The sequence below is a fragment of the Bradyrhizobium sp. LB11.1 genome, assembly GCF_040549385.1.
In the GTDB taxonomy this organism is placed as follows: domain Bacteria; phylum Pseudomonadota; class Alphaproteobacteria; order Rhizobiales; family Xanthobacteraceae; genus Bradyrhizobium.
Map to the genome: position 1 here is coordinate 96,812 of NZ_JBEPTH010000003.1, position 25,232 is coordinate 122,043.

The window sequence follows — 25,232 nt, forward strand, 5'->3', positions numbered from 1 at the left end:
GCCCACGAAGCACTGATGACTCATTGTCACCGTGAGCTAACACCAACGGAGGCGGCATGTCAGAAAACAGGAACGCATATTTTCGAGAGTATCAAGCGCGTCGGCGCCTCGAACGTCGGGCAAGCAAGCAAGTCGCCCTGGCTGCCATTGATACGATGCTGGAGCGCGCCAGCGTGGCCGGGCCGGAAGTATTCCGGGGTGTGCTTGAAGCCGCCCACACCGCGCGCAAAGCCTTAGAGGCTGCCTGAAAATGAAAGGCGGACCGGGTCGCAACCGGTCCGCCTGTAATCACTCAATGCGCCTTCCGACCAAGAAAGAACGCTTCATGTCCCTACACCTGATCGCTTCGACTTTCAAGCGTTGCCTCTCTCTCAGTGCTTTTGACAGCGGGCAAATGCCTGAAATCTGTTTCACCTATTTTGAGCGCAACAACAATCCGCAAGGCACGCGGCTTCAAAATGACTGGCCCGCGCTTTGCGCTTGGATCGAACAGAGCGTACCGACCGCAGCGACTAAAGACGAATTGCCGCTGATCAAGCTTGCGACGTTCGCGAACAATTATCGCAGCAATGCCAACATTGAAGCGATTTATGGGATTGAATGCGATTACGATGCAGAGGTGATGCAGCCGCAAGAGGCTGTATCCCGATTAACCGCGGCAAACATCATCGCCTTCATCTACACCACCCCTTCACACACACCAGAGAAGCCGCGATGGCGCGTGATCGCGCCAACATCGCAACCGCGCAGCGTATTAGAGCGGCATAATCTAGTCGGACGGATCAACGGCATCCTGGGGGGTGTTCTCGCTAATGAAAGCTTTACCGATAGTCAATCGTATTACGTCGGGCGGTTGATAAGCGGTCATCCCGTTCAATGCTTCCGCGTGAATGGAACATGCTACATCGACACGGTTGAAAGCGTAATTATCGCGCTAGCCAAAGCGAACGGATCGGGCGGACGCAAACCACTGGGTACAGATTGCGCGCCGGATTTCGAACAGGCGACGATCGCTTTGAACAGCCTTGATGTGAATTGTAATCGCAACGAATGGCGAGATATCAGTTTCGCTTTTCGCCACGCTGTAACGGGCCTCGTTCACGACAAAGCCGCCCGGCTGGTTTGGGATATATGGAATACAGGCTTTCGCGGACCGAACGAGCCGGACAAAAACGATAAGCAATGGCGGTCCGCTGATAACGGAACGAATTTCGGCTGGTCCTATCTCCGACAGCACGCAATCAAGAGCGGCAAGCTTACCGATGACCAGCGAGCGCGACTGGCGCTTGGTAGTCATCAGCAACCGCAAGCACCCCAACCAATGCCGGTGCTGCCATCCAAACAGATAGAAGAAAACGCATTCGCCACACTCATACTGATGGGAACGCATGCCGATATGGCGACAGCGTTCGCAATGAAGCATACCGGGCAACTTCTTTACAACGCTTCACGCCGGCATTGGTTGTATTGGGACGGCAAACGATGGGCCGATCTGCAACAGGAAGCCATGCTCGGAATAGTTCGGCAGTTCTGCACCAGCTTGTCAAACCCTGACATCAAGCGACCGCGAGCACTGAATTTTTGGCAGGGCGTCTTGACAACGCTAACAACGTTGCCTGAGTTTTTGCGCGATCAGAAACTATTCGACGCGGATAATTATCTGCTCAACACGCCAACCGGAACGATCGATCTTAGGACGGGGGCAGTCAATCCGCATAATCCTACGGACCATATCACCAACATAACCAATGCAGCGCCGACACCCGTCAGCGATCGATGGAAAACGTTCGTCTCCCAGATCGCCCGCAACGACCAAGAAACCGCAAAAACCTTGCAACTGATGCTAGGCGCAGCGTTGTCAGGCGCAATTGAGGAACATTGGATCGGCTTTCTGTGGGGAAATGGACGCAACGGCAAATCGGCATTGATCGAAGCGATTGCATACGCGCTAGGCGACTACGCGAAACAGGTTCCAAGCGAAGTATTTGCATCCAACAGGCATGAGCAGCACCCGACAGGGCTGACAACGCTGATGGGCGGACGATTTACATTCGCGAACGAAGTGAAGGAAGGAACGTATTTCGACACTAGCGTTTTGAAAACCGTTTCAGGCGACCAAACGATTGAAGCGCGTTACATGCAAGGCAATTTCTTTTCCTTCAAACGCACGTTCAAGCTGTTTCTAATTGGCAATGATCTACCGCAAATCAGGACGCAAGATATCGCGATCAGAAGCCGCCTCAAGATTGTGCCGTTCCGCGCTAACTTTGCTGGGAGAGAAGATCGCGAACTGCCAATGAAATTACGCGCGGACGCTGGCGCAGTCCTGCAATGGCTTTTAGACGGTCACAGAGCGTGGATCGAAGCCGGAAAGCGATTGATTGTTAGTGGGGAAATTGAGCGCGCCACGACCGCATATTTCAACTCACAAAGCACGCCCGAAATGTGGCTGTCCGAACGCGCCGAGATCATCAGGCCGGACGTTCGCGACAACAACAAGCTTCCAACAGCCGGGACTCTTTACAATGACTATGTGACTTGGAAGCGCGAGCGCGGCGAACAACCAATATCGCAGACCAAGTTCGGGACGTGGATTGCGATGCAATCCGACATCACCAAGGTTGAGAGCAGAGTTATCTATTATCGCGGCATCGAACTGAAACCACATCCGATACTCATGATGCCCGGTCAAAACACACCACCGATGCCTCACACACTGCAATAGAGAGCATGAACATCATCACAATCGAAAAGCCCACTAATCACAGGCGGGCTTTTTGCTGCGCGCAGTTCGGACGTGCTTATCGCCAATTATGGAAATATGGAAATTACGTAAGGCGATTATTCGACCCTTTCGACCCTTTCCCGAAAGTCCTATGGAACGGCGATTTCATAGGAAAGACCGGGCGAGGGTCGAAAGGGTCGAAAGACTTCTCATAATTCCATAATTTTCCATAGAAGCTTATTCTGGTGCGAGCACCCTCGCCCGTCCGATCGCCTCGCGGCTGTGCTCCCCTTAGCCACGCGCTGAATCATTTCAGACAGATAGCGATGATCCACGCGACCAATCTGCCAACTTACATTGCGATCATTGTTGCGATGGTCAAGCGATGATTTTGCGCGATTACATGCGGTCTATTTAGCGATTACTTTCCTGATCAATATTACGATGGTAAAACTATGATTATCGTGTGTATTCAAGTACTTAAATACTTGCCAGAGCTAGGCCAAATCACCTACACGTCAAACGGTTACTGAGCCGATGACCGGCCCGGAGCAACACGTCAAAGGATCAGCCGATGCCTCTGCAACACAGCATGCAACCCACCCCGCGAGGCCGCATGTCCTCGGTGGTAAACACCGACACCGGAGCGCGCGCGGGCGCGCTGTTCCGAGACGATTTCCCACCGGAGATTTCGAAGCCCGTCGCAGCGTTGCTCGCGGCCGAGGAAGGGTTCGGCGGCATCATGAACAACAACGCCGCGACGTTGCTCCCGACTGTCGTGGATCAGCACAATCGAGTAGCCGTGGTGAATACCCTCCGCGCGCCGTTTGGAGCGGTGCAGGCTGCTTTGATCGGCTATGGACAGGTGACGGCAAAGGCACAGATTGAGGCTATGAGCGTCACACCCGCGAACGCTTCGAACCAGCCGATCCGGAATCGCGCTGTGCTGGCCTTTGAGAACGCTGGCCTGCCCGACAAAGCGAGAATGCTCAATGAGTTCTCTTTCCAGCAATTGGCGGGGCTTGTTGAAGCGGGGTGTCTCGACAACGTCCCCGGCACGGTCAACTCTCTCCCCGATGACGTCGTTAGTATCGGCAAAGACCGGTACATGCTTTTCAATCACGCTGCGAAGACCGGAATGGCCGCCGATCACCCTTTAAAGCCATCGGCCGATTTCCCTGCACAATTCGGCGTGGACGAAGCGGCTGTGCTCGCTGATGCACAAACGGGCCTCAATAACCTCAAAGCGCGTTCACGTCATTTCGCCAATGGCACGCAACTTTTACGCGACGTGATCACCGTCGTGACCGTAGCCTGCAACGTGAATACCAACGACGCTTTCGCACTTCTGACAGGCAACTGATCCACACTCAACACGCAACGGCTGGACGGTCACAACACCGTCCAGCGTCGCAACCCACACGGATGAACCAACCATGACAACGCACAGCGGGCTGCACTGATGCGACGGCGCGGACCAACATTACCGCCCGTTGTCACGTTGCGCACTGGGCAATTTATGGAAGCGCATGAGATGTGCGAAGCATTGCGATGCTGCCGCGCTTCTCTCGCCCATTGGAGAAAAACGTTCGGCGCTCCGCAGTTTTCTGTGAAGAAAGGTCGGAGCGCGTTGGTTGAGACTGCGAGCGTTGCGGCGTGGCTTTACAATTTCCCCAACGTCACTGTTCGATGGATTTTAGAGCTATGACCAACGTTACTCCGCTTCCGGTGCCGTCCGATAATATCGGTCGCGATGGCCGAGGAAGGTTTGCAAAAGGCCCCGGCAATATTGGACGGCCTTACGGCGCGAAGTCACGCCACCAGCGGGATTTTTCTGCGCTCATAATCGCCATGATCCCGCGCACTGCGCAGGTAATTTCGGACGCATTGGACAATAATGAAAGATGGGCCGCTGAGCTAATTGCGAAGCTCGCGCTGCCAAACGGTTTGACTATTCCGATGCATGGGCCCGAATTGGAAGACGTTGAGCAGGCGCTCCACGAAGGCGATCTCTCGCCCGAACAGGCCGCCGCACTCGTTGCAGTCAAGAAGGCCAGCAAGGCAATCAGCGAACTTGCTGAACATCGCGCGCAACTCGAAGACATCAGAAGGTTGTTGGAACAGAAATAGCGATGATCACCGCCAGCGATCGGAAGCAGTTGGGCGCATTAATTGCGATCGTCAAACCCGCGCGGTCCCTTGCTGCACGTCTCGAAACGCTACCCGATGAACAACGCGATTATTACGCCAGATGGCAAGCACGTTACGAGCAATGGATCGAACGGTGCAAAGCGAATCATGATGACGAGATCGAAATCGAAGCGCGCCCGTACGCCAGTATGCTTGAAGGACGTGGACCGCCAATGATGAACCGCGACGTGGAAGCCGCACTTTTCAACGAAACGCCAAAGATACTATCGACCGACACGGAAACCGACGCGGCCCGCAAATGGATGGAATACCCACGATGACCACAGTATACGTTGAAAAGGCGAAACTCACTTTCACGATTGAAGACGGAAAGATTGAGGATATCGAAAAAGGTCGTCGTGGCGTTCCTGATATCAAAATTGATATGTTGGATGCGACATTCGATGCAATCCACATCGCCAACGATAGACTTTATCTCGACTGGCTGGCGCTAATCAATCTCGCGACTTTCTTCCATGGCGAAAATCGAAAGGCGAGTTGTAGGCGTCACGCCCGCAAACTGCTCGAATGCTTTCCCGGCAGCATCAACATCAAGGATGTCATGCGCGCGACAATGCGCTGTATTGCTGATCGCGAGCATTTCGCGCAAGGCGACGGGCTTTATTTTAGCGGTCGTATTAAAGCGCTGCACAGCGATGAGTTGCGGATGCTCCGGACGATGTTCGGGCAGCAGTTCGGACATCTGATCGTAACGAACGCCGACGACGTGCGCGAATGTCACTGAGATCGGTCAATTGGACGGACCGCAAATCGTCCAACAACAGCGAAGGATGAAACACCATGACAAAAATGACCACTGAGCAGCAACGTGCAGCGGGGAAATCGCATCTGAATTACTTCCGTGAAGTGCTGAAGCGCGACGGCGACGACGCGAAGTTGGAACTTCACGCCGATCATATGCGCGCGTTGCTGGCTTCCGCAACTCCCGACAAACGCTAATCCAATGCACCGGCCGTTTCGCTTTCCGGCCGGTGCATGCATCCCGGCTTGCAAGCGGGGTTTGTATTTCTGAAAGACCACCGCAATGACCGGACGAAACGAAGGGACGATTGAGTTTTTCAACCGCGTTCAAGAGCGATGCGCGAGAATCGCATCGCTAGCGCCACCGCAGCAAGATGCGGAAATTACAAAGCTCAGCAAGCAATGCTGTCTTACGCCGATAACCATCGCACCGATCGTTGAACGCTACGCCCATCAACGCGTCCCGGATTACCCATCGCTGGCGAAGCTCTTCTGTGAACGATTTGGACGCGAAAACGTCCGCGCCATGCTGACAACCAACCACGGCATACGCGACCTAAAGCACAACGTCCAAGCCACGCTTGCCAACGAACGATTGAGCCTCACAGGACCGCGCGTCGCGCTGTTCATAGACGCGATCAAAGCTGAGTTTCAAACCACGTCACCGGCCGAATTGATCCTATGGAGAAGCCCCAACCGCTCGCGCCTTTTTGGCATATAGGATAGCGGTTACCGTGGGCCGATCGCGACGAGACCCTATTTTTTACGGTGTTTTCGCGGATGATCGGATGCTCCAATACTATCCGAATATCGTCCTGCTCACCGGCTTCGTCGTCTGCTTCGGCAGCATGATGGGCTCGCGCGGACCGCTGATCACAGCAACCGCGATGAAGATTTTTCAGGGCAAGCGGATGGGCACCATCTTCGGCACGATCTCGATCGGCAGCGGGCTGGGCTCGGCCTTTGGCTCCTGGAGCGGCGGCATGATCCACGACGCCACCCACGGCTACAACGCATTGCTCATCTTCGCACTTGCGAGTGTGGTGCTCGGGATGATCCCGTTCCTGATCGTGCCCGCTTTGCGACGCTAGGTCTCCCGGAGGTAACCTGCGCTCATTCGCGATACCGGGGAACTACGGGTGGCGCGGCGCGTAGACGTTGAAAAAAATGCGGACGACACGCGGCTGAAATCGCAGCCTGCGGTGTTTTGTCCGACATGACAAAATTGTCAGCGCAAATTGACTTGGCGCAGCTTGCAGGGCGGAACCGAATGCGGTCCTAGTCGCAGCATTGGATGGAAGGGCACAACCCAATGAACTTTCCCTATCTCACTCGCTTTCAACCGGTCCTCTTGAGCCTGTTCCGCTTCATCACTGGACTGCTGCTGTTCCAGTATGGCGTGGCCAAACTGTTCAAGTTTCCGGTGCTTCCCTACTTCGCAGACATCCCGCCGCTGATCTATGTCGCCGGTACGCTCGAGCTGGTGCTCGGCGCGACCCTGATGATCGGCCTGTTCACCCGCCTCACGGCGTTCATCCTGGCCGGTGAAATGGCCTTCGCCTACTTCATGGGCCATGTCATGAAGACCGGCACGCCGGTGCTCCTGCCGCTGCTCAACGGCGGCACCGCCGCGATCCTGTTCTGCTTCGCATGCCTCTACATCTCGGCCGCGGGCGGCGGCTCCGTTAGCGTCGATGCGCTGATCGGCAAGGAGAACGAAGCGCCGGGCGGCGCCTTCGCGCGGCGCTGACGCGCTCGCAATCGACCCGCATGGAGCGGCGCCGGCGAGTGGCCGGTGCCGAGTCAACGTGAGCCCAGCACGTTCCAGATCAGGACGAGGGCCGCTACGAGCAGCACGGACATGATGATGCGATGAACGAATCGGTTCATTGCCCGTCCAGCCAAGCTCGATCACCACCAAAGTCTGAGATCGTTTTCCTCCCGCAAGAATACGGGTGCGCGGCATTGCATGGCGTTTTGCCTGCAGGCTTTCGCACGGGGCTGCGAAGGATGACCCGCGCGGCAGCCGCGCGCACGCCTGTCTTCATCATTGGTAAGAACTTCATGTTAGCAATGTTGACAATAACAACCATTCCGTAGGGGCTGTGATGAAGCTGCTGAGTCATCTGAAGATCCGCACCAAGCTTGCCAGCATGGTCTGCCTCGCAGCTCTTACTGTCACGGCCATCATCGCGGTATCGGCCGTCCTCAGCAAGAGCCGCATGATGGACGACCGGGTCCAGCAGATGAAGGCCGCGGTCGATCTGCTCCACGGCCTCGCTCAGAATTTCCAGGATGACGTCGCCGCCGGCAAGATGTCGGTGGATGACGCCAAGCTCCAGTTTCGCCAGCGTGGGCGCAACATGAAGTTCGGCGGCGGCCAGGGCTATCCGGTCGTCTACAATTCCGACACGTCGATTCTGGTCAATGGCGCCAATCCGCAGCTGGAGGGCAAGATCACAGGCGCCACGGATTCAAATGGCGTCTTGATTGCCGATGCTCAGCTGAACGCCGCCAGGCAGGCGTTGCAAGGCGGCGTCACATCCTATCTCTACCCGCGCCCCGGCCAGACCGTGCCCGTCCGCAAGACCGTATTCGTCCGCCAGTTCACGCCCTGGAACGCCACGATCAGCTACGGTCTCTATGTCGACGACATCGACGCCGACGTGCGCGCATTGACGCTGGAGCTCGCCGCGGTCGGCGTCGGCCTGATGCTGCTGATGGCGACGCTGTCCTGGCTGATCGCCCGCGACGTGCTCAGCGCACTCGACCGTCAAAAGACCCGCATGCAGGACATCGCCGAGGGCGCCATCGACAAGCCGGTCGAGGAGACCGATCGCGGCGACGAGATCGGCCGCATGGCCGAGACGCTCGAAGTATTGCGGCAGACCGCTCTGACGGCGCGCACGCTGGAGGCCGAGCAGGTCGCGGCCAAGACCCGCGGCGAGCAGGACAAGCGCGACGCCTTGATCTCGCTCGCCGATCGCTTCGATGCATCCGTCGGTCAGCTCGTGGGCATGATGGCCTCGGGCTCCGGCGAGCTGGAAACCACGGCGAAGTCGATGTCGTCGACCGCAGAGGGCACCAACCGCCGTGCCGCCGTGGTCGGCTCCGCCGCCACCGAAGCCAGCCAGCGCGTCCAGACGGTGGCGGCCGCCGCGGAAGAGCTCTCCTCCTCCATCACCGAAATCAGCCGCCAGGTTGCGCAATCGGCCGAAGTCACCGGCCGTGCAGTGGAGAGCGCGCGCCGCACCGACACCATCGTCCGCGCACTCTCGGACGGCGCTCAGCAGATCGAGCACGTCGCCGAGCTGATCTCCAGCATCGCCGCACAGACCAATCTGCTCGCGCTTAACGCCACCATCGAGGCCGCGCGCGCCGGTGAAGCCGGCCGCGGTTTTGCCGTCGTCGCCTCCGAGGTGAAATCGCTGGCGAGCCAGACCGCGGAAGCCACCCGCGAGATCGGCGACAAGATTACCCAGATCCAGGGCGCGACCAAGGAAGCCGTAGACGCCATCGGCGGTATCACCGCCACCATCGAGGAGGTCAGCCGCATCGCCACCTCGATCGGCGCCGCGATCGAGGAGCAAGGTGCTGCTACCGCCGAGATCGCCCGCAGCGTCTCGCAGACCGCCGAGGCCACCAAGGAGGTCACCATCAATATCGGTGGCGTCAGCGCGGCGGCCAACGAAACCGGAAACGCCGCCGGCATGGTGCTCAGTGCCGCAACGAACCTCTCCAAACAGGCCGAACAGCTCTCGGGCGAAGTCGGGACATTCCTGGCGGGCGTACGCGCGGCGTAGGCGGCGCGGCGTCCTTTTATCCAGACCGTCGTGACCAAATCCTGAGGGCTCGCCGGAGGCGGGCGTCTCGAAGGCTGGCCACAGGTGATCTTCCCGCCGCGATCAAGCAGCCCCTCGGCTAACGCCGCGCGACGCTGCATCCGCTCGACAGCGGCCTTGCCACTCCCGTCGGGCTGTCGCCGGAGTGCGCCGACGGCAGCTCGTCGATCGGCGTGTTCTGCTTGCCGGTGTTGAATTCGAAGATCTTGCGGAACACGCCCGGCACCATCGCGGAGATCGGATTGACGCGCATCACGGGAGCCGCAGGCGTGCCGACGACCTCGTAGGTGACGCCGATCAGCCCCTCCTTGTCGCCGCCGCCGAGGAAGAGACCGAACAACGGGATCTGGCCGAATATGTTGTTCACGCCATACATCGGCACGAAGGTCCCGCTCATGCACACCTGGTTGCCGGGATAGTCGATCGACCCCTCAATGGTAGCGCCGATCATCGGCCCCTTGACCAGGCCATCGCGGACCGTGAGTGCGCCGTTCTGCCGGGTGAACTCCGCACGCAAGGCGCTGAAAGAGACACCGCCGCCACCCGGAGTGCCGTTCGGCGCGCCCGCGGCGACGCGCTCAAGCTGCGCCTCGCCCTTCACCGTGAAGTCGCGCACGTTGATGAGGCCTTCGCGAGCCGTGGCCGGCTCGGAGGTCGGCGGTTCCATCGCCACCACCATCTGGCCGCCGATCGCCTTGGTGTAGGTGTCGGTGAAACGAAGCAGCGCGCCGGCGTCGTTGGTCTGGAGATAGATCACCTCGCGGCTGCCCTGCGCACGTCCACCGCGTAGATCCGCCGCCACCGGCGTATTGCTCCCGATCTTGCCGCTCAGGGAGAAGGCCTTGATGGCGCCGCTGCGGTTCGACATCTTGGCGTCGACGCTGCGCATCGCCTCGCCATTGAAGCCCGCAACCGTACCGAGCTTCACGTCGATGTCGAAATCGACGTTCTTCAGCTTGCTCTTGCTGTCGTCCTTGGAATTGCCTGAGATCGCCGACTTCAGGAAGCCGCGGCCGTCGAACACGTCGCCGCGCATCGTGCCGCGGACCACGCCGTCCTGACCGCGCTCGACCTTCAGCGACGTCTTGTCGCCGTCAGACGGTGAATAGGTCGGGAAGTTCGCATTCATGAGGTCGCCGTTCGGGTCGACTTCCAGCGAGCCCTTGATCGAGGCGCCGCCGCCTTCGATGACGATGTCCTCGAGCCGCGTCGATTGTGCCGTCGGCACAACCTTGAACGTCGCCTTGCTCGACTTGCCCGGCAGCTTGACCCAGCCGGGAAGGATGTTGTCGAGCTTGACCGAGGTCAGATCGGCCTCGATGCCGAGCTTTGTTGTCTGCTCGGGACCGCCGGCAATCTTGCCCGACACCTTGATCGGCACCGACCCGCTGACGGCCGGACTGAGGTCAAAGCCCAGCCGTGCACGGCCGGCGTCGTCCAGCGTCGTCTGCAGCTTGACGTCCGCGTCGCCATCGGTCGCCTTGCGGTAGTCGAGCGAGGCCGCCTGCCCGTTGATCTTGACGTCGCCTTTGACCTGGTAGCCCTGGTTGTTGGCGATGATCTTGAGATTGTTGGCCTCGAGCTTCTGGTTCATCACCAGCTTGTCGGCCGCAAAGCCGTTGAGATCGGCGGTGACGGCGTAGACGGTGTCCGCCTTGGTCAGTTCGCCCTTGACCGGCAGGCCGAGCTGGATGTTCGCCGTGAACGTGCCCTTGCTGGTGTTGGGATCGACGACGGTCGACGACAGGTCGCTCAGCCGATCGTTGGACAGCATTTCGGCCGCAGCCGGCACCGGGCCCTCGACGCGGAATCTCGTCCGCGACGGTGAGGGTTTCGGCGCCATGTCCGGCACCTCGAAGGTGAAGTCGGAGATCGTGACCTTGCGGCCCGCGGGCGTGTCGGCAATGCCCTGCCCGATATTCACAGTGGCGGTGCGTCCGGTCACGTGCGCCTTCAGATCGGCGTCGTGCACCACCGGCATGCCGTCAACCGGACGAACAGCGACGCCGCTCGCCACGATGTTGACCGACAGGCCGTCGTCGGGAATGGGCGGTCCCTTGCGCGGAAGGTTTCGCGTCGGCGAGTTGATCCCGACCTCAATGCGTTGAAGCGTGCCGCGCTCGATCCGTTCGATCACCCATTGGCGCAATTCGGGCACGACCAGCGTCGGCCACATCCGCTTCAGCGCGGAGGCCGACATCGGCGTCCCCGCAAAGCCAAGCGTCAGGCGCGGCTCGCCGGAATAGTCGATCGCGCCGGTGCCGGCGACGCCGATCTCGCCGTTGGAGATATCGGCCTGCGTCAGCAGCAGGCGCTTGTGATCGGTGTCGAAGCGGAAGCCGATCGCGATGCGGTTGAACACGAGCGGCGGCTCGTTGTCGATGCCGCCGAGAAGGATCGAACCGCCGCTGAAGCCGAGCTGCCAGTCGTTGGTGGTGCCGTTCGGCGGCTCGAGATGGGCCAGCAGCGTCAGGCGATTGGCCCCGGAGAGGATCTTGAACGGAGCGACCAGCACCCGCCGTCCCGCATCCCATTCGACGTTGATCTCGGCCGAGTCGATCGCCATCGGATAATCGGGCGTGTCGGTGTCGATGATGTTGCCCGCGCCGACCATAACCTTGCCGCGGAAGAATGTCGGCACACCGTCGCGGCCGACCTCGCCCTTGAGTTCGCCGGTCAGAGGGAGGTCGGCCGTATAGGTGAGGTCCTTGACGCGCAGCGCCAGCAGGATGTTGGCGGTCGACACCTTGTCGGCGCGGATATCGATAGAGCGCACGCCATTCTCGCTCGGTCCGATCGTGGCGCGCAGCGACCATGGGCGCGCGCCCTCTTCGCCGAAACTGAGCGCAACGCCGCCATGGGTCGGCCGGCGCAGGCTGAGCGTGATGTTCTCAAACGTCCATTTGCTGCCGCGCTGCTGATCGTCGACGATCAGATTGCCGTTCTTGAGACCGATCTCGTTGAGGTTCTGACCGTCGAGGCCGGTCAGGCTCAGGCTGTCGAGCCAGTCGAGGCCTTGAAGAATTCCACTCTGTGCGGCGGGCTGAGGTGCCGCCTGAGACGCGTCCGGCGATGCAGGCGCCATCCCGAACGGCGGCGGCGGAACGCCGCTACGCGGGAATGTCGGCGGCAGGCCCGCTTCCTTCTTGGACGCGACCCCAGTTGCGAGCGGTTTTGCCGTGTCGCCGGCGGACACCGTGACGGTCCCGTCAGGTGCGATCCGGATCGCGAGTTCGGCATCGACGAGGTTGAGGCTTTCAGCCCGCAGGTGCCCCGTCAGAAGCCCGGCCCCCGACAGCCGCACTTCGGCCTTCGGGGCGCTGGCGACGATGGCATGATCATGGTCGCGGACGATGATGTCGCGGATACGCACGGCGATCCGGATTCGCCCGGCACGCTCGATCTGGGTGCCGCCGACCTCCACGGTGTTGCCGTGGCCGATATTGTCTTCGATCGCGGCGGCAAGCCAGGGCGTCGCCATGTCGAGATTGATGGGACCGGCGCCGAGCCGCCACCACAGCGCTCCAAAACAGCCGACAAAGATGACGATCAGGGCGCCGAGGACGACGGCGGTCCGGCGCAGCCAGCGTCCGCTCGGCAGCGCCCGTCGAAATGCCGAGAAGCCGCCGTCACCGACGCGGAAGCGCGAGTTGGAACGCGACAACAGGCGGCGTGCACGATGACCCGCCTCCTCCTCCTCCTGGTCTTGATCCCAGTCGGCCTCGTCCCATTCCGGCGGCTCGTGATGGCCGCCGCGCGGATCGAAATCCCGATTGTGATCCTGGGGCGACGTATTCCTTGCCATTGCCTCTCGATACAGGCGCCCATCGTAGGATTGACCGCCATCGGGACCGCAGCCGTCGACGGGAATCGACGCTCCCCGCCCCGGCGTTGCCGCCATACCTCGAATGTTCCTGCTGTTCGTCATTTCGCCCCGGGAGCGCGTTCAACGAGCAGTGGGGTGGTGCGTGGAATTCCTTGTAACCATACCGCGGCGCCGTAAAACTTGCCCAGCCGAGGGCGCGAATCCGGCACGCCGGACGAGAGCTGCAATACCGCTTTGGTTGACCCGCCGAAAGCGACGAAAGGAAGGCGTATGTCCAAGAAATCCCGAAAGAAATCGTCCAAAAGGCCCTCCGGCAGTCCGACCGCAAAAAAGAAGCCCCTGAAAACACGGGCATCGTCTCAAACGCGTGGCGCGAAAACACAGCCGACATTGGCAAGCAAATCGAGCAAAGCAGCCGCTGAGGCAGCATCGCACACGGCCGCATCGAAACGGTTAAAATCTTCTGAAAAGGCCTCCAAGCCCCCCGCTTCAGCGTCCGCCGTGTCAGCAAAATCCTTGTCAGCAAAATCGCTGTCGGCAAAGTCATTGGCCGAGGGCCAGAAGGCGCCGGCCTTCCGCCTGCTCCGTGACGGCGGCAATGTCGTCACCCTGTCGGACTATGCCGGCCAGAAGCTCGTCCTGTTCTTCTACCCCCGCGCCGACACGCCGGGCTGTACCCGCGAGGCGATCGACTTCACCCGGCTGAGAGACGCCTTTACCGCTGCCGGCGCCGCCGTGCTCGGCATTTCGGCCGATCCGTTAAAGGCCCAGGAGAAGTTCCGCGACAAGCACAGCCTCGGCATCCCTCTGATCTCGGACGAACAGCACGAGATGCTGGAGGCGTATGGCGCCTGGGGCGAAAAATCTATGTATGGCAAGAGTTTCCTCGGGGTTCTTCGCACCACGGTTCTGATCGGATCCGACGGTAAAGTGGTCAAGGTCTGGCGCAATGTCCGGGTCGACGGCCATGCCGATGACGTGCTGGCTGCAGCAAGAAGTCTTTAACCAGCCCGTTAAAATCGAGCGCCCCCGTTTCCGGAAAATTAACCATGACCGGCCCAGATTGCTGCGGCAATTAAGCCGCAAGGAACCGTTCCGACCGGCGCGGGAGTGCCGATGTCGAAAAGTTCTGCCCAATATTCGCAGTACCCCCAGCATCAGCCCCACGACCACGGACGTGCCTTCCACCGTCGTCCTGTCACTGCTGCGGCAGCTGCTGCGATCCCTCTTCCCGACGCCGACGACGCCTACACCATCGTGCATCATGGCAAGCAGGTCCGCCTCGGGCCCGTGGTGTTCTGGATCGTGGTCGGAACTGTCGTTCTGCTCGGCCTGTGGTCGGCCGCGACCGCCACCTATTTCGCCTTTCGCGACGACGTCCTGACCCGCCTGATCTCCCGTCAGGCCGAGATGCAATACGCCTATGAGGACCGCATCGCCGAGCTGCGCGCCAAGGTGGACCGCACCACCAGCCGCCAAATGCTCGACCAGGAGCAGTTCGACCAGAAGCTCGATCAAATCATGAAGCGCCAGACGGCGCTGGAGTCCCGGGCCACGGCGCTTGGCGCCATGCCAGATGTCACCGGATCGATCCCACGCTCGACGCCGCAGCGCGGCGATGCCAACCAGACGACGACGCAAGGCACGCCCAAGCCGTCGCCGATCAGCGATACCGTGATCTTCGTGGCGCCGCCCGACCGCGAAGCGCGGCTCGAATCGCGCGCGCCGGCCGTGATCGCCCCGCCCGTCAATCAATTCGCCAAGAACCAGGGTTTTGACAATGTCCTGGTCCGGCTCACGAACTCGCTTGATCAGGTCGAGCGCCGCCAGGTTGCGGCGCTCGGCGCCGTCGAGGAAGGCATGGATTCGCGGATGCGGCGGATGCGTGGCGTGGTCAGCGACCTCGGCCTGAACCTCGCCAATCTCGAGGCCTCCGTGCCGCGCGCCGCGATGGGCGGCCCGTTCGTGCCGGTGAAGCTCACCGCCAATGCGGGCCCGTTCGAGAAGCAGCTCTATCGCATCAACATCACCCGCGCCGAAATGGACCGGCTCAACCGCACGCTGGCGCAGGTGCCCTATCGCAAGCCTGTCGTCGGCGAGGTCGAATTCACCTCCGGCTTCGGCGTGCGCAGCGATCCCTTCCTCGGCCGGCCCGCGATGCATACCGGCCTCGATTTTCGCGCCGCGACCGGCGATCCCGCGCGCGTCACCGCGAACGGCAAGGTGGTCTCGGCCGGCTGGTCAGGTGGTTACGGCCGCATGGTCGAGGTCGATCACGGCAACGGACTGTCGACCCGCTACGGCCATCTCTCCGAGATCAACGTCAAGGTGGGCGAGATCGTGAAGATCGGCCAGGTCATCGGCCTCGTCGGCTCGACGGGACGTTCGACCGGTCCGCACCTGCACTACGAAACCCGCATCGATGGCGAGGCCGTCGACCCCCAGAAGTTTCTGCGCGCCGGCGTGCGTCTCAGCGCGGGCTAAGCGCACCTCGGCATAGTTGTCCAGCCTCCAGGCGAAAGCAGAGCACACGAAAGGCAGCCGCCCCTGACTATTGGCTCCGCTCGTGGCCGACCTCGCCGGTGATGACGTCGCCGAACAGCTCCCAGGCCTGTCCGTTGAAGCGCATCAGCTGCATCTGCTCGATCGGAAAATAGTCGTCGGCTGAGGTGTTGACCATGATGCCGGGCAGCATCAGGTCGGTGTGGAAATTCTTCAGGCTTGCGGCCTGCTTCATGACATTGTCGCGCGTGAGAGTGTCGCCGCACTGCTTCAGGACCTGCGCCATCGCCTCCGCCTGCACATAGCCATAAAGGTTATTGGCGTTGGCCTTGTCGCCTTCGGGATAGTACTTGTCCATGAACGCGCGCCACGCGATCACGGCCGGATCCTTGTCCCAGGTCGGATCGGTGGGATCCTTCAGATACGCGGTCGAAATGATATTCTTGGAATAGTCGAGCCCGGCCGGCTTGAGCACGGATGCGATGGACGTCGCAGTGTTGGCCAAAAAGAACTTCGGCTTCCAGCCGAGCTCGCCGACCTTCCGGATCGCCTGTGCCGAACCCTTGGGCGCGGCCCACGAAAAGAAGATGTCGGCCCCTGAATCATGCAGCGCGACGATCTGCGAGTCGATCGAGGGATCGCTGACCTCGTAGGATTTGTCGGCGATGATCATGTTGGCCTTGTCGCCGAGCCCATCCTTCAGGCCCTTGAACTGATCCTTGCCGGCATCGTCGTTCTGCCAGAACACCGCGATCTTGCCGTTCGGGAAATTGTCGCGAATGTACTTTGCGTAGATCCGCCCCTCGCTCTGGTAGTTGGGCTGGAAGCCCATGGTCCACGGGAAGTTCTTGGGATCTCCGAACTTGGTGCCGCCGGAAGCAACGAACAGCTGCGGCACCTTCTTGGCGTTCATGTATTTCATGATCGCGGAGTTCGAGGGCGTGCCGAGCGGCTGGAAGATCAACAGCACCTCGTCGCTCTCGACCAGCTTGCGCGCCTGTTCGATCGCCTTTGGCGGCGAGTAGGCGTCGTCATAGCTGATGAAGTTGACCTTGCGGCCGTTGATGCCGCCCTGATCGTTGATCATCCTGAAGAACGCGGCCTCGGTCTTGCCGATCACGCCATAGGACGATGCCGGTCCGCTGTAGGGCATGATGTTGCCCATCTTGATTTCGGTATCGCTGGCACCGGGATCGTATTTCTTCTGCGCCAAAGCCGGTGTCGTGACGAGCACTCCGGCCGCAAGCATGGCGAGGGCAGCAAGGCTTTTGCGACGACCCGACATCGTTCTCTCCCCTATATTTTATCGTTCTTATTGTGAGGGAGTGTCGCAAGCAGGCCCGACGCTGGCAAGCGGCAGTATTTTCCGCAAGGTGAAACGCGAAAGACAGGAACTTATGCGACGCGCTGCAGCATGCTCACCGCTCGCCCATCAATCACGAGCAATGCGCTGCCGATGATGGTCGCACCCGCGATCTCGCGCACCGAGATCGGCTCGCCCAGCACCAGCCACCCCAGCAGGATCGCGGTTACGGGAATGAGCAGTGTCACCAGCATGACATTGGTTGGACCCGAACGCCGCAGGATCTGAAAGAACACGATATAGGCCAACGCCGTCGAAAGACTGGCGAGGCCAAGCACGGCAAGCCAGGTCGCGATGCCGGGCATCGGCAAGCGCCACGGCTGCTCCACTGCGCCGGCGACGATCGCCATCATCACTGTCGACGCCATAAGCTGGAACGTTGCCGTCCCAAGCGGTGGCGAATCCTTCAGCAGTCGCCGCGCAGCCAATGCCGCAAGCCCATAACTGAAGGCGCCGCCGAGGCAGAGCAGAATGCCAAGCCCCTGCCCCGCGCGCGACTCGACGCCCCATCCCCTCAGGATGATCACGCCCACGAGCCCCAGCGCCACCCCGGCCACGCGCCGCACCTGCAACGCCTCTTGTCCGGCTGCCGCCATCACCAGCACGGTGAACAACGGCGTGGTCGCATTGAGGATGGAGGCGAGCCCGCTCGGAATGAAAGTCTGTCCGATCACGATCAGCGAGAACGGAATGACGTTGTTGACCAGTCCGATCACGACAAAAGCTCGCCAGCCCGCCAAGCCCTTGGGAAAGCTGATCCCCTGCACACGCAGCAACGGCAGCAGAATGGCCGCGCCAAGCGCGACGCGCAGGAACACCAGCGTCAGCGGTGGCAATTCCCGCAACGCCGCACCATTGAAGAAGAACGAGCCGCCCCAGAGGATCGAGAGCACTGCGAGCAGCGACCAGTCTCGCGCGTCGATCCGGTTGTCGTTCGGGGGCATGCGTTTTACCTCGGCGGTCGGGCCTGCCGCCTAGGCCAGCGCGACGCATCTCGCCACCCGATTTCCGACAAGACGATGCTCATGAAGATTCACGCATCCGCGCACCCCACGCGATATCAGCGATCACCGCCCCGACCACCAGCGCGCCGCCAATGAGCGCATGCACGGCAGGCACTTCGCGAAAGCCGATCCAAGGATCGTCCAGGCATCGAACGGCAGGAGCCGCGTGAAGAACGGCGCGGTGCTCCAGGCAATCGCCGCTGCGGCAACGAGGGCAATACCGAGACCGCGTTCCGATCGAGGCTGCCCCATCTCGAATTGCCCGGTTAGGACGGCTTCTTCGGCCGCGACACCAACTCGATCATCTTGCCTTCGTCGTCGTCGGGCATCGCAGCCTTGGCCTGTGCGTAGGACTCAACCGCGGCGCGCGAGACCAGCGGCTTGTCAGCCAGCAGGCTCTCGGCGAGCTTCACGGCGTAGGCGGCATCCTTGTGCCGCAGCGCGGCCGTGAACGTCGCGCCGCTGAAGTCGCGGGCGACCATGCGCTTGGAGTGGCGCTGTACCTGCGGGCTCGCGGCAACGCCGGCCTGGATCGACTCCAGCACCAGATTCATGTCGAGCCCGGCCTGCTCGGCGATCGCGAGGCCCTCGGCGAGGCCCGCAATCTGGATCGCACCCAGGAGATTGTTGATGAGCTTGTAGACCGTGCCGGAACCAACCGCGCCGAAATGGCGGATCGTCGAGCCGATCGGTTCGAGGAACGGCCGCGCCCGCTCGAGGTCGGCCGCGTTCGCGCCGGCGAGCAGCGTCAGCTTTCCGCTGGCTGCCGCATCCGGCAATCCGGTCACGGGGCAATCGATGTAGATCAGCCCGCGCGCATTGAGCTCGCGGCCCATCTCTCGCGCATGGTCATAGGACACGGTGGAGCACTCGATGGCGACGCTGCCTGCCTTGGCCGTCTTGGCCGCGCCGTTGGGCCCGAGCCAGACCGCGCGCGAGGCCTCGTCGTCGGCGACCATGGTCACGACGGCGTCGGCATCGATCGCGGCATCCTCAGGCGAGGTCGCCCAATGCGCGCCGCGCGCGATCAGGTCTTCGGCTTTGGCCTTGCTGCGATTCCACAGCGTCACCGTGAAACCGGCATCAAGATAGCGGCCGGCCATGCCGTGGCCCATCCGCCCGAGGCCGATGAACGCAACACGCGGCATCAGTCCACGTCCTCGATGTCAGCGCCGGTGGTGCCGAAGGCGCGCTGCGCCAGGGTCGCGGCCATGAAATCGTCGAGCTCGCCATCGAGCACGCCGGATGTATCTGACGTCTGCACGCCCGTGCGCAGATCCTTCACCATCTGGTAGGGCTGCAGCACATAAGAGCGAATCTGGTGGCCCCAGCCGATATCGGTCTTGGCGGCCTGGTCGGCGGCGGCCTTTTCCTCGCGCCTCTTCAGCTCCATCTGGTAGAGCCGCGCACGGAGCATGTCCCACGCTTGCGCCCGGTTCTTGTGCTGGGAGCGGCCGGCCTGGCAAACCACCGCGACGCCGGTCGGGATGTGCGTCAGCCGCACCGCGGATTCGGTCTTGTTGACGTGCTGGCCGCCGGCGCCGCCCGAGCGCATGGTGTCGGTGCGGACGTCGGATTCCTTGATGTCGATCTTGATGCTGTCGTCGATCACCGGAAACACGGCGACCGACGAGAACGAGGTGTGCCGCCGCGCGTTGGAATCGAACGGCGAGATACGCACCAGCCGGTGTACGCCCGCCTCTGTCTTCAGCCAGCCATAGGCGTTGTGTCCGGAGACCTGAATGGTCGCGGACTTGATGCCGGCCTCTTCGCCCTCGGACTCTTCGAGGAACTCGACCTTGAAGCCGTGGGTCTCCGCCCAGCGCGTGTACATGCGCAGCAGCATCTGCGCCCAGTCCTGGCTCTCGGTGCCGCCGGCTCCGGCATGCACCTCGAGATAGGAATCGAAGCCGTCGGCTTCGCCCGACAGCAGCGCCTCGAGCTCGCGCCGCGCGACTTCCTTCTTGAGCGCTTTCAATGCAGCTTCAGCCTCGGCGACAACGCCCGTATCGCCCTCGGCCTCGCCGAGCTCGATCATGCCGATGTCGTCTTCGAGCTGCCGCTCGACCTTGCCGATGCCCGAGAGCGAGTCCTCCAGCGAGGTACGCTCCTGCATCAGCTTCTGGGCTTTTTGGGGATCATTCCAGAGGTTGGGATCTTCTGCGAGCTTGTTCAGCTCAGCGAGGCGCGCCGTCGATTTATCGACGTCAAAGATGCCTCCTCAGCAGCCCGACTGACTGCTTGATCTCTTCCACCAACCGCTCGATTTCGGCGCGCATGTCGTTCTCTGGTCTCGCGGAATTTGCCCGCGCGTAATTCAGTTGGGGGATGTAGCGGCGGCGGCTGCAAAGCGCAACCGCCGGAACCGCAATCGTCTGCCTTATCCGCTAGCCTAGTACAGGCCGCCGGTACCCGGCCGCATGAAGAAGCCGGAATCCGGCTGCTGTTGCTGCGACGCCGGCACGCCGCGGCCGTCAGCATCAGCGACACCAATGACGGAGTAGTTGTCCGGCGGCGCCGTACCCGGCTTGAAGGCTTCCAAAATGGTTCCACTGGTCTCGCCTGGGCCGGCGCGCATGCCGGTCTTGGCGACGACGCGGATCAGCTTGATCCCGGCCGGCACCTTGAACGGAACAGCGGGCTTGTCGGCGAGCGCGAGCTTGAGGAAATCGCGCGCGATGGGAGCGGCCAGATGGCCACCGGTCGCGGCGTTGCCTTTGCCGAGCGGACGCGGCTTGTCGTAGCCCATGTAGATGGCGACCGCGATATCAGGCGAGAAGCCGACGAACCAGGCGTCCTTGGCCTCGTTGGTCGTACCAGTCTTGCCGGCGATCGGCTTGCCGACTTCCCTCACAACGGTCGCCGTACCGGCCTGGACGACGCCTTCCAGCAGCTCGGTGATCTGGTAAGCGGTCATGGAGTCCAGCACCTGCTCGCGGCGGTCGATCAGCTGCGGCTCTGGCTGGTTCTTCCAGCCGCCGGGCGCGTCGCAGCCGCGGCATTCGCGCTGGTCGTGCTTGAAGATGGTGTGGCCGTAGCGATCCTGGATACGGTCGATCAAGGTCGGCTTCACGCGGCGGCCGCCATTGGCGAGCATCGAATAGGCCGTGACCATGCGCATCGCCGTGGTCTCGCCCGCGCCGAGCGCGTAAGAGAGATAGTTCGGCAACTCGTCATAGACGCCGAAGCGGCGGGCATATTCGCCGATCAGGGGCATGCCGATGTCCTGCGCGAGGCGCACCGTCACCGTGTTGAGTGACTGCCGCAACGCGTTCCGCAGCGTCACTGGTCCCTGATATTTGTTCACCGAGAAGTTTTCAGGCCGCCACACGCCGGCGCCCTGGCCCTGGTCGATTTCGATCGGCGCGTCGAGCACGACGGTCGACGGCGTGTAGCCGTTATCGAGGGCTGCCGAATAGACGATCGGCTTGAACGACGAACCCGGCTGGCGATAGGCCTGCGTAGCGCGATTGAACTGGCTCTGGTCGAATGAGAAGCCACCGACCATCGCGAGCACACGGCCGGTCCAGGGGTCCATCACCACCATCGCACCTGACACTTCGGGGATCTGGCGCAGACGGTACTGACCTTCGACCGGCTGTCCCTCCTTGCTGTAGAGCGGATCGGCATAGATCACGTCGCCGGGCTGGAGCACCTGCGCCACCGACGTCGCCGCCCTGCCCTTCGCGGCTCCTTGCGCCGCCTTCGCCCATTTGACGCCATCGAGCGTGATGAGGCCGGTCTCGCGCTGCTTACTGACGGCGCCGCCGAGTTCGCGGCTCGGCTGGAAGCCGACGCGCGCCGACTGGTCGCTGGTTTCCAGCACCACCGCCATCCGCCACGGTGAGATATCGGAGAGCGACTTGATCTCGGCGAGCTTCACACCCCAGTCGCCCGAAATATCGAGCTTGCTGATGGCGCCGCGATAGCCCTGCTGCTCGTCATAGTTCACGAGGCCGGCAACCATGGTCTTGCGCGCCATGACCTGGATCTTCGGATCGAGCGTGGTGCGCACCGAGAGACCGCCCTCGTACAGCTTCTTCTCGCCGTAGCGCTCGAAAATATCGCGGCGGACTTCCTCGGCGAAATATTCGCCGGCGAAGGTGTGGGCACCGTTGGAGCGGTTGGTGACGGCCAGCGGCTCCTTGCGCGCCTTCTCGGCGTCGGCCTGCTTGATCCAGCCGTTCTCCTGGAGACGATCGATCACGTAATTGCGGCGCTCGATGGCGCGGTCGCGGTTGCGCACCGGATGCAGCGTCGCCGGCATTTTCGGCAGCGCCGCGAGGTAGGATGCTTCGGCAACGGTGAGTTCGTTCACCGACTTGTCGAAATAGACCAGCGAGGCGGCTGCGATGCCGTAGGCGCCGAGGCCGAGATAGATTTCGTTCAGGTACAGTTCGAGGATCTTGTCCTTCGAATAGGTCTTCTCGATGCGCATCGCGAGCAAGGCTTCCTTGATCTTGCGCGCGAACGAGACCTCGTTGGTCAGCAAGAAGTTCTTGGCGACCTGCTGGGTAATGGTCGAGGCGCCCTGCGGACGGCGGTTGGAGCCATAGTTCTGGAGATAAACGAGACCCGCGCGCGCCATGCCGGTGTAGTCGATGCCGCCATGCTCGTAGAAATTCTTGTCCTCAGCGGCAAGGAACGCGTTGATCACGAGCTTCGGCACCGCCTGGATTGGCAGGTAAAGCCGCCGCTCCTTGGCGTATTCGCCGAGCAGCGAGCCGTCGACCGCGTGCACGCGGGTCATCACCGGCGGCTCGTAATCCTGAAGCTGAGAGTAATCGGGCAAGTCCTTGGAGAAATGCCAGATCAGGCCTGCCACGGCACCGACACCGACAAGGAACACCACCGTTCCCGCAGCGAACAGGAAGCCCATGAACCGCACAAGCAAGCGCATTATGTGTTTATCCGTTCAATCCCTGGATCAGCCCAAGATCAGCCTAAGGCGCCCCAAACGGACGCCATCCTCACGTCGCGAATTCACCGGCCTACTCAATACCATCCATGCCGGACCGAAAGACGCTTGCCGGACGGGATTCTCGTCGATTCCGGAACCCGCTACGTCGTTTTTATAAGGCGTCCGCTGTGGCCAAACTAGGGCTTAACACCGGAACCGGCATCCCGCTCAATTGCCAGCCCCCGCCGTGGCCATCCGCCTGGTCACGAACGTGTCGATCGCCTGGGCCATCGAGCCCACCGCACGCGACCGCCAGCCCTCGGACACGAGGTGCTCCAGGTCGCCCTTGTTGGAGACATAGCCGATCTCGACCAACACCGAGGGCACGTCGGGCGCTTTCAGCACCCGGAAACCGGCCGACTTCAGGGGATGCTTGTGCATCCGCATGGTCGACTTCATTTCGCCCATCAGCAAATGCGCAAAACGGTTTGAAAAGGTGCGGGTTTCCCGCTGCGTGAGATCGATCAGGATGTCGGCGACGTCGGTCGGCTCTTCCGCCAGATTGAAGCCGGCAATTGCGTCCGCACGGTTTTCGGCATCAGCCAGGCGCTGGGCCTCGGCGTCGGAGGCCTTGTCCGACAGCGTGTAGATGGTGGCGCCCTGCGCGTCGCCCTCGGCCTTCGGCAGCGCGTCGGCATGGATCGAGACGAACAGCGCGGCGTTCAGATTGCGGGCGACTTTAGATCGATCATTGAGCGGGATGAAGGTGTCGTCGTCGCGCGTCATCACCACCCGGTATTTGCCGGCCTTTTCCAGCCGGTCGCGCAGCGCCAGACCAAAGGCCAAGACTAGGTTCTTTTCGCTCTCGCCGCTCGACTGGGTGCCGTTGTCGATGCCGCCATGGCCGGGATCGATCACGACGACCGGACGGCCATCGGCCGGCGTCCCAGGCTTCTGCGGCGCCGTTTCGGGTGCGGCAAGAATCGTTGCCGGCGGCGCGGCGGCAATCGTCGGCCGCAGCTCGGGACGATTCTCCGGCGCGGGCGTCTGCACGAAGGCCGCGCGGTCGACCTCCTCCAGCTCGAGCACCAGCCGGGCCGGCTGGCCATTGGCCGCTTCGAGCACATAGGAATTGGTGATTTTGGCGGGCCCGGTCAGGTCGAACACGATTCGGGAGCCGCCGGGCATCACGAGGCCGTAGCGGAAGGCCTTGACCAGCCCTCGCCCGGCCCCGGTGCCGGGAGCCAGCTGAAAATTCACCTGGGGAACATCAACCACCACCCGGTAAGGATCGGCGAGCGTCGCGGCGCGGAAGCTGACGGTCCGGTCGAGGTCGAGAATAAAGCGGGTCTGCTTGCCGTCGCCGGCTAGGCGTGCGGCCGTGGCAATCGGAAAATTCACCGTCGCAACAGAGGGTTGCGATGGGCTCTCGGCCGCGCTCAGACGAGAAGAATCGGCGCACGGCAATGCTACGGCGCACAATAGCGCAACCCCCAGCAAAACCCGTTGATTTGTGCGGCTCGCCACCGAATCCGTGCCTCCGAGCGGCCCTCTTTAACGCAATAGAACCACAGGGTTAATCGATCCTTAATGACGAAAGCGCGAAACTCTCCGACTGTGACCGGCGTGCGACGCTCCCTTGCACGGATGGCCCATTCCTCGTATGTACGGATTGCTGACGGCCAATAATTTCCGGTTGTGTCGCATTCAGCCTCCCGGTGCAGCGCCGGAACTCCCAAGGTTTGGGAATTCCAGCGTTTTTCTGTTCCCCTCTAAGACCAGCGCGGTGCGCGGCAGCGAGGCGGAACGGGGCAAGCCCCGGCGGCGGACGGTTTCCGGTTACCACACTGTTTCCGGGACAGTTTTGACAGCGACGCGGCCAGTTACCCGGTCCCTTAATCCCAAGGGAGCGGTTCGTAATCCAGGGCGAGCGCGCACGCGCCATGCCTGGCTAGCAGCAACTGATTAGGGGCGGCCCCGCCGCCCGATGTTTCATACGGGCCGACGCTTGATGCGCCAGACTGTGCCGACGAATTCTGAAGGACCTTTCGCGACGCTGCGGAGTGACACTCCCGCGCGCCGCCTTGGTCCTCCGGCTTCCGATTCGGCAAGGCGCGA

General features: G+C 61.6%; 20 protein-coding genes and 1 pseudogene. 13 read left to right on the forward strand and 8 right to left on the reverse strand.

Annotation, left to right across the window (positions count from 1 at the left end):
* The first annotated feature begins 56 nt into the window (after positions 1-56).
* The 11 genes and pseudogenes from ABIA96_RS08195 to ABIA96_RS08245 all read left to right on the forward strand — a co-directional run bounded on the left by ABIA96_RS08195 (position 57) and on the right by ABIA96_RS08245 (position 9,480).
* Entirely contained in the window at positions 57-248 is a 192-nt protein-coding gene (locus tag ABIA96_RS08195) for a hypothetical protein (protein ID WP_354136538.1), read from the forward strand.
* A 77-nt stretch (positions 249-325) separates the two neighbouring features.
* Positions 326-2,725, forward strand: a complete 2,400-nt coding sequence (locus ABIA96_RS08200) for a phage/plasmid primase, P4 family (protein WP_354136539.1) — start codon at positions 326-328, stop codon at positions 2,723-2,725.
* A 616-nt stretch (positions 2,726-3,341) separates the two neighbouring features.
* The gene (locus ABIA96_RS08205; protein ID WP_354136540.1) at positions 3,342-4,088 is read left to right on the forward strand and encodes a hypothetical protein; all 747 of its coding nucleotides are present in this window, start codon (positions 3,342-3,344) and stop codon (positions 4,086-4,088) included.
* A gap of 341 nt (positions 4,089-4,429) precedes the next feature.
* Positions 4,430-4,855: a hypothetical protein gene (locus ABIA96_RS08210; RefSeq protein WP_354136541.1), complete on the forward strand. Its 426-nt coding sequence runs from the start codon at positions 4,430-4,432 to the stop codon at positions 4,853-4,855.
* A 2-nt stretch (positions 4,856-4,857) separates the two neighbouring features.
* Entirely contained in the window at positions 4,858-5,196 is a 339-nt protein-coding gene (locus ABIA96_RS08215; RefSeq protein WP_354136542.1) for a hypothetical protein, read from the forward strand.
* Entirely contained in the window at positions 5,193-5,660 is a 468-nt protein-coding gene (locus ABIA96_RS08220) for a hypothetical protein (protein WP_354136543.1), read from the forward strand. Before ABIA96_RS08215 ends, ABIA96_RS08220 begins: the two co-directional genes overlap by 4 nt.
* A gap of 56 nt (positions 5,661-5,716) precedes the next feature.
* A complete protein-coding gene (locus ABIA96_RS08225) occupies positions 5,717-5,875 on the forward strand; it encodes a hypothetical protein (RefSeq protein WP_354136544.1) in 159 nt (52 codons plus the stop codon).
* Positions 5,876-5,960: 85 nt separating this feature from the next.
* Entirely contained in the window at positions 5,961-6,398 is a 438-nt protein-coding gene (locus ABIA96_RS08230) for a hypothetical protein (RefSeq protein WP_354136545.1), read from the forward strand.
* Positions 6,399-6,465: 67 nt separating this feature from the next.
* A pseudogene (locus ABIA96_RS08235) lies at positions 6,466-6,768 on the forward strand (MFS transporter); the annotation flags it as partial.
* A 221-nt stretch (positions 6,769-6,989) separates the two neighbouring features.
* The gene (locus ABIA96_RS08240) at positions 6,990-7,427 is read left to right on the forward strand and encodes a DoxX family protein (RefSeq protein WP_354136546.1); all 438 of its coding nucleotides are present in this window, start codon (positions 6,990-6,992) and stop codon (positions 7,425-7,427) included.
* Between the two features lie 358 nt (positions 7,428-7,785).
* Positions 7,786-9,480 carry a methyl-accepting chemotaxis protein gene (locus ABIA96_RS08245; RefSeq protein WP_354136547.1) on the forward strand — a complete coding sequence of 565 codons (1,695 nt, stop codon included), beginning with the start codon at positions 7,786-7,788 and terminating at the stop codon, positions 9,478-9,480.
* Between the two features lie 118 nt (positions 9,481-9,598).
* Here ABIA96_RS08245 and ABIA96_RS08250 read toward each other — a convergent pair whose 3' ends face one another.
* Positions 9,599-13,420, reverse strand: coding sequence for a YhdP family protein (locus tag ABIA96_RS08250; protein WP_354136548.1), 3,822 nt, complete (start codon positions 13,418-13,420; stop codon positions 9,599-9,601).
* A gap of 195 nt (positions 13,421-13,615) precedes the next feature.
* On the opposite strand from ABIA96_RS08250, the gene ABIA96_RS08255 reads away from it, so the two are divergent.
* Together ABIA96_RS08255 and ABIA96_RS08260 are read left to right on the forward strand one after the other, a co-directional pair.
* Positions 13,616-14,350, forward strand: coding sequence for a peroxiredoxin (locus tag ABIA96_RS08255; RefSeq protein ID WP_354136549.1), 735 nt, complete (start codon positions 13,616-13,618; stop codon positions 14,348-14,350).
* Positions 14,351-14,461: 111 nt separating this feature from the next.
* Positions 14,462-15,829 carry a M23 family metallopeptidase gene (locus ABIA96_RS08260; protein WP_354136550.1) on the forward strand — a complete coding sequence of 456 codons (1,368 nt, stop codon included), beginning with the start codon at positions 14,462-14,464 and terminating at the stop codon, positions 15,827-15,829.
* A 67-nt stretch (positions 15,830-15,896) separates the two neighbouring features.
* On the opposite strand, the gene ABIA96_RS08265 is transcribed toward ABIA96_RS08260, so the two are convergent.
* The 7 genes from ABIA96_RS08265 to ABIA96_RS08295 all read right to left on the reverse strand — a co-directional run bounded on the left by ABIA96_RS08265 (position 15,897) and on the right by ABIA96_RS08295 (position 24,641).
* Entirely contained in the window at positions 15,897-17,132 is a 1,236-nt protein-coding gene (locus ABIA96_RS08265) for an ABC transporter substrate-binding protein (protein ID WP_354136551.1), read from the reverse strand.
* A 110-nt stretch (positions 17,133-17,242) separates the two neighbouring features.
* On the reverse strand, positions 17,243-18,154 hold the full coding sequence (locus ABIA96_RS08270; RefSeq protein ID WP_354136552.1) for a DMT family transporter: 912 nt from the start codon (positions 18,152-18,154) through the stop codon (positions 17,243-17,245).
* Between the two features lie 123 nt (positions 18,155-18,277).
* Positions 18,278-18,466 carry a hypothetical protein gene (locus tag ABIA96_RS08275; protein WP_354136553.1) on the reverse strand — a complete coding sequence of 63 codons (189 nt, stop codon included), beginning with the start codon at positions 18,464-18,466 and terminating at the stop codon, positions 18,278-18,280.
* A 14-nt stretch (positions 18,467-18,480) separates the two neighbouring features.
* Positions 18,481-19,362 carry an NAD(P)-dependent oxidoreductase gene (locus tag ABIA96_RS08280; RefSeq protein WP_354136554.1) on the reverse strand — a complete coding sequence of 294 codons (882 nt, stop codon included), beginning with the start codon at positions 19,360-19,362 and terminating at the stop codon, positions 18,481-18,483.
* A protein-coding gene (prfB, locus tag ABIA96_RS08285; RefSeq protein ID WP_354136555.1) for a peptide chain release factor 2 occupies positions 19,362-20,493 on the reverse strand; the annotation gives its coding sequence in 2 pieces (ribosomal slippage) (positions 19,362-20,423 and positions 20,425-20,493; 1,131 coding nt in all). Before prfB ends, ABIA96_RS08280 begins: the two co-directional genes overlap by 1 nt.
* 113 nt (positions 20,494-20,606) lie before the next feature.
* On the reverse strand, positions 20,607-23,114 hold the full coding sequence (locus tag ABIA96_RS08290; protein WP_354136556.1) for a penicillin-binding protein 1A: 2,508 nt from the start codon (positions 23,112-23,114) through the stop codon (positions 20,607-20,609).
* Positions 23,115-23,342: 228 nt separating this feature from the next.
* Entirely contained in the window at positions 23,343-24,641 is a 1,299-nt protein-coding gene (locus ABIA96_RS08295; protein WP_354136557.1) for an N-acetylmuramoyl-L-alanine amidase, read from the reverse strand.
* Positions 24,642-25,232: the final 591 nt, after the last annotated feature.